This window comes from Streptomyces sp. NPDC058632, assembly GCF_042717095.1.
In the GTDB taxonomy this organism is placed as follows: Bacteria; Actinomycetota; Actinomycetes; order Streptomycetales; family Streptomycetaceae; genus Streptomyces.
Genome location: NZ_JBHXQZ010000180.1, coordinates 1 through 4,966, shown reverse-complemented (window position 1 = coordinate 4,966; position 4,966 = coordinate 1). Strand labels below are relative to the sequence as shown.

The 4,966-nt window shown below is 68.0% G+C and carries 3 protein-coding genes and 1 pseudogene; 3 read left to right on the top strand and 1 reads right to left on the bottom strand.

Annotated features, from left to right (window positions below):
• The coding region (locus tag ACFWVE_RS34700; RefSeq protein WP_384023158.1) for a transposase at nt 1–383 on the top strand (383 nt) is incomplete at its 5' end.
• 126 nt (nt 384–509) lie between these two features.
• On the opposite strand, the gene ACFWVE_RS34695 is transcribed toward ACFWVE_RS34700, so the two are convergent.
• The gene (locus ACFWVE_RS34695) at nt 510–1,115 is read right to left on the bottom strand and encodes a lytic polysaccharide monooxygenase (RefSeq protein ID WP_384023161.1); all 606 of its coding nucleotides are present in this window, start codon (nt 1,113–1,115) and stop codon (nt 510–512) included.
• Between the two features lie 1,399 nt (nt 1,116–2,514).
• Between ACFWVE_RS34695 and ACFWVE_RS34690 the strand changes: the two genes are divergently transcribed.
• Together ACFWVE_RS34690 and ACFWVE_RS34685 are read left to right on the top strand one after the other, a co-directional pair.
• Entirely contained in the window at nt 2,515–3,285 is a 771-nt protein-coding gene (locus tag ACFWVE_RS34690; protein ID WP_384023155.1) for a calcium-binding protein, read from the top strand.
• 400 nt (nt 3,286–3,685) lie between these two features.
• Nucleotides 3,686–4,666, top strand: a pseudogene (locus ACFWVE_RS34685) (IS701 family transposase); the annotation flags it as partial.
• Nucleotides 4,667–4,966: the final 300 nt, after the last annotated feature.

Here is a 4,966-nt window from a genome sequence, read left to right as displayed (position 1 = left end):
GCAACAGCCCGGTGTTGCAACGACTGGTTGAACTCGCCCAATACGTATCAATTCGTTACACCGACCGGCTGTCCGACATCGGCGCCTCCGCATCGGTCGGCTCGGTCGCGGACTCGTACGACAACGCGATGGCCGAGGCCCTGAACGGCACCTTCAAGGCCGAGCTCATCGAGATGCAGGGCCCCTGGAAGGACGGCGACCAGGTCGAGCGGGCGATCTTCCAGTGGATCACGTGGTACAACGAAGAACGCCTCCACTCCGCACTCGACTACGTACCTCCCGCCGAGTACGAGCAAGCCTTCTGGCGGAGCCAGGAGCAAGTCCCGCAGTCCGCCGGAACCATCAAGATCGGACTCTACGAAACTCGGGACAGCTCACACTAGGAGCGCAGGGAGCCCCGTCGGAACAGGGTGACCAAATGGGTCCCCTGCCCCGACGGAGCTAGGTCGGCCGGGCGGCGGGTTACCGGCGCCCGGCAGAGGCCGGTGCCGTGTGCGGCGCTCTCCGGCTCAGCCGAAGTTCACATCGCTGCACCACATGTAGGCCTGGTCGAGGTGCGAGGCCTGCCAGATCACGAACAGGGTGTGGTGTCCGGTGTAGCCGGAGGTGTTGACGTTGAACCTGATGTCCTGCGCCGGGGCGAAGCGGCCGGTCTGCGTGATGAAGTCGAGGTTGCCCCAGCCCAGGGTTTGGGTCTTGGGGTTGAAGCCCTGCTTGCTCACATAGACCCTGAAGTAGTCGGCACCGTGGGACGCCTGGTCGTGCAGCTGGACCGTGAAGTTGTTGCTGACGTTGGTCGTCTTCCACTGCCCGGGCTTGTTCAGGCTGGCGTTCCTCGAAAGGTTGTTGCTGCAGAGCGTCCCATCAGGGGTCCGCGCCTGGAACTGGCCACCGAGGCCGTCGCGGAGCGCGCTCATCCAGTTCCACATGGTATCGGGGTTGGCCTGGAATGCCTGATAACACATGGGGTCTTCGGTCTGCATGGCCGGGCTCGTGTGGTTGCTGCCCCACGTCTTCCAGCACTGGTACGCACGGGAGGCGGGGTTGACGATGGTGCCGTGAGCCTGGGCGGGGGCCGACCATGTAAGTGCGCCGACAACCACGGCGAACACCATGACCAGCGCCTGGAGAGGCCGGCGAAGGGACGACCGCGAACGCCAGGTTAACGGACTCTGTTTGCGCATGTGGGGGGAACTCCTTCCAGTTGCAAGGCTGTCATGGGAGCGCTCCCAACGGTACGTCTTCTGAGTGAAATGTCAATGAAACAAACGGAGTTGATTACCGGGGTGGGCGGCGAGCAGGGAATCTGCCGCGAGCCGGGAGTCAGAACCGTTCCCGGGACCGGAAAGCAAGGATGCGGCCTGGACTGGTGTGCGGGGCGATGCCAGGGAGGGGCGTTCGCAGTATGGCAACAGGTCCTGGTTCTGGCGTGAGGGCTGTCCAGTTCCACAACACGCGAGATCCCAGGTCCCGATGGTGCACTTCCGTACACCCGAGTCGGCCTCGCCGGGCAAGTTGCCTGGTAGGAGCTGTGACTGTATGGCGCATCGGGCGGGGAACGCGGCCGATGGCACGCAGCGGGAACGTGCGTACTTCTCGGATCTGAACCGACGGCACTGGAGCATGGATGCCGTAGCGAGGGAAGCCGCCAGCAACGCAGATCAGTCTCGGCGCGCTCCAACTCACCTGGGCCGCCGCCGCGGCCCCAAGACGCTCGCGGACCAGGTGCCGGAACACTTCCCGGTGGACCGTCAGCCAGGCCATGGAGAAGAGGCCTGGCTGATCACGCCCGGGTCCGTTCCACGTTTGCTGACACGGCTGTTCCGGACAGGGCTGCACCGCGGTGAGCGGGCGGCATGGGCTGCGGCTCGGCCGTCGCCAGTTCCCCACTGATGATGGTTCCCCCGCCGAGCCCTCTGCCCTCACCCACGTAGCGGCCACCAGCTCGACGATCCGTCGGTAGTCCACCGCGAGCACCTCCACGGTCGCCGCCTCGTGCCAGTGCGACACGGCAGCCCCCGCGCCAAGGGCCTCTTCGACCACCGCCGATACCGCCCCGCGCACCCGCAGCGGGCACTCCCGCCACGTCCGGAGCGGCCAGGGCCTCGACGAGCTCCTTCCGGTCGATCACCCGATGCTCCAACACCGTTTCCGCCTCGGCGAATCCGACCGCGATTCGTTCCGCCTGCGGGCGAAGCTCCTCCGCCCGCACCCGGGCAGCCGCCTTCCGCTCCTCCGACAATCCCAACCATCGACTGCGTCGGCCAACTCACCTTCGCTGAGCCAGAATTGAGCTAGTGAACCCTGCCACGGCGACACCGGGAACATGCCTGACCAAAGAAGCCCAACTATCACATCCGGAGGGACATCGGCTTACCACGACGCCGCGTCAATTCGCGGTCTTGCAGATCCGGACCAGCAGGGGAGACTGCCTTTACGACCAGGTCCGCCCGGTCCCCGGCAGCACCACGCCAAGCAGGTCGGTCCACCGTCACTCCACCGAGATGAGGTCTCATGAACCGAAACCGAGCTACCATCAGCGCGGTCGCCGTGACCCTGTTCACCGTCGGCCTCGTCGTCGGCCCGGCAGCCGCCGCCACCGCCGCCGAGGCGAAGGCCCGCGTCGGAGCCGACTGGACAACTCAGTCGATTGTCTTCACCGCCGCTGCAGGACAGACCAACAACCTCAACATATTCTCCATGTACACCAGCGACGGGATCCGGCGGATCGGCTTCAGCGACGTGGTCCCGCTCGAACCGGGCGGCCACTGTGCGTACTCCAGACCCGAGGACACCACCTCCGTCGTTTGCGAACTGCCCGCCGACAGCCCCCGGCCCGACAGGATCGACGTCTTCCTCGGCGACGGCAACGACACGATCGCCGCCTTCACCCCCGGGATCGGCACCGTCAGCGGCGGCCCCGGCGACGACGAACTGCACGCCCACACCGCACGCACGGTGCTGGGCGACGCGGGGAACGACATGGTCATGGGACCCGCAGCCCTGCACGGCGGCGACGGCATGGACCACCTGATGGGTGACAGCACCAACCAGCAGATGTGGGGCGGCCGGGGCGATGACATGATCGAGGGCTACGGCGGTGACGACACCGTGCACGCCGGCCCCGGCGACGACCACGCCATGGGCGGGGACGGCCGCGACATCGTCCTCGGCGGCCCCGGCAACGACACACTGGACGGCGAAGGCGGCAACGACCTCGTCTGCGGTGGCACCGGAAAGGACGCCCTCGAAGGCGGACCCGGCCGCAACATCGTCCTCCCGTAAGTGCGCCTCCATGCCCGAAGGCCCTGGCCCGCGGCGCGAACAGCGTCGCGGGCGCCGAGCCACCGCCGTCGGCGACCCGCCACCCGAGCCGCGTCAACCGCGAACGCCGCAGACGGCAGGTCCCCGCGCGACACGAGGTGACCCGGCGGAACCGGACCGTCGAACCTGTCGGTCGGCGCGGTCGCGAGTCTCCACGTCGCTCGGCCTACCCGATCCCGTAGAGACCCGGCAGGTCGACCAGCAGGAGATCATCGCGGTGGGCCGCTGCGTCAACCAGATCGGGGACCCAACCCGGTAAACCTATGCGCTTACAGCACTAGTAGGGCTTGGTCATCTTCACTCGTGAGTGGCGTGTCTGCTTGTTCGTCGGTGTCGTTGTGCTGGTGTGACACCTGAAGAGATGGCTGGGGTCCGGGAGGGCTTGGAGGTGTTCGCGGCGGAGTTGTTCGACGGCTTCTTCCGTGCTGACCAGCGGTGGTGGGGGCAAGCGTATGTGCGGGGACTGTTGCTGGACGGGCGGCGCAAGTCGGTGGAGCCGATGGCGGCCCGTCTTGGTGAGGACGGCAACCGGCAGGCGCTGGCACACTTCATCACCTCCAGCCCGTGGGATGCGGCCCATGTGCGGGCCCGGCTGGCCTGGCGGATGCACGAGGCGATCGGTCCGGAAGCACTGGTCATCGACGACACCGGGTTCCTCAAGGACGGGGACGCCTCGGCGTGCGTGGCCCGGCAGTACACCGGCACCGCGGGCAAGGTCACCAACTGCCAGGTGGGTGTCTCCCTGCACCTGGCCACCGACCGTGCCTCGGCCGCGATCGACTGGCGGCTGTTTTTGCCCGCCTCCTGGGACCCCGCCTCGCCGCAGGCCGATCCGGGCAAGATCGCCCGCCGTGGCCGCTGCGGCATCCCGGCCCAGCTGGGGCATGTGGAGAAGTGGCAACTGGCCCTGGACATGATCGACGAGACCCGGTCGTGGGGCATCGACGTTCCCCTGGTCGTCGCGGGCGCCGGCCACGGCGATGCCGCCGCTTTCCGCCACGGACTGGAGGAACGTGGCCTGCCTTACACGGTGGGCATCTCCTCCCGTCACACCGCCCATCCGGCCGAAGCCCGGCCCGTTCAGCCCGTCTACGCGGGCATCGGCCGACCGCCGAAAGCCCAGTACCCCGAGCCTGCGCAGAGCGTGAAGGACCTGGTCACCGCGGCCGGGAAGGCGGCCACACGGCCGGTGTCCTGGCGGGAGGAATCCAGGCCGGGCAAGGGCCGAAGCGGCTTCAAGCGCATGTACTCGCGGTTCGTCGCTCTGCGTATCCGCCCGGCCGGACGCGGCATCCGCAAGGCCGTCGACGACCCGGAGCTGCCCGAGCGGTGGCTGCTGGCGGGGTGCGGCCTTGGGGCACAGCGGTTGACGCTAAGCCGGTGATCATGGGATCGGTGACAGGGTTGCGGCACCTCAGGCCGTGGGCGGGTCTACCGCATCTCGGCGTTCGGTGGGGCTGGGTCTGGAGCCGTTCGCGGAGGTCGCTCTCCTCGGGGGTGAGCGGGTCCTCGGGCCGGCGGATGCGTGCGGGCTTGGGCCGCAGGGGCAGGCCGTCGTCGGCCGCGGTGGCCTCGGCTTCCGCGAGGGCCCGGTGGAGCGAGGCGACCGACGGGGACCTGCCCGCGTTCTTCCCGGTCTTGA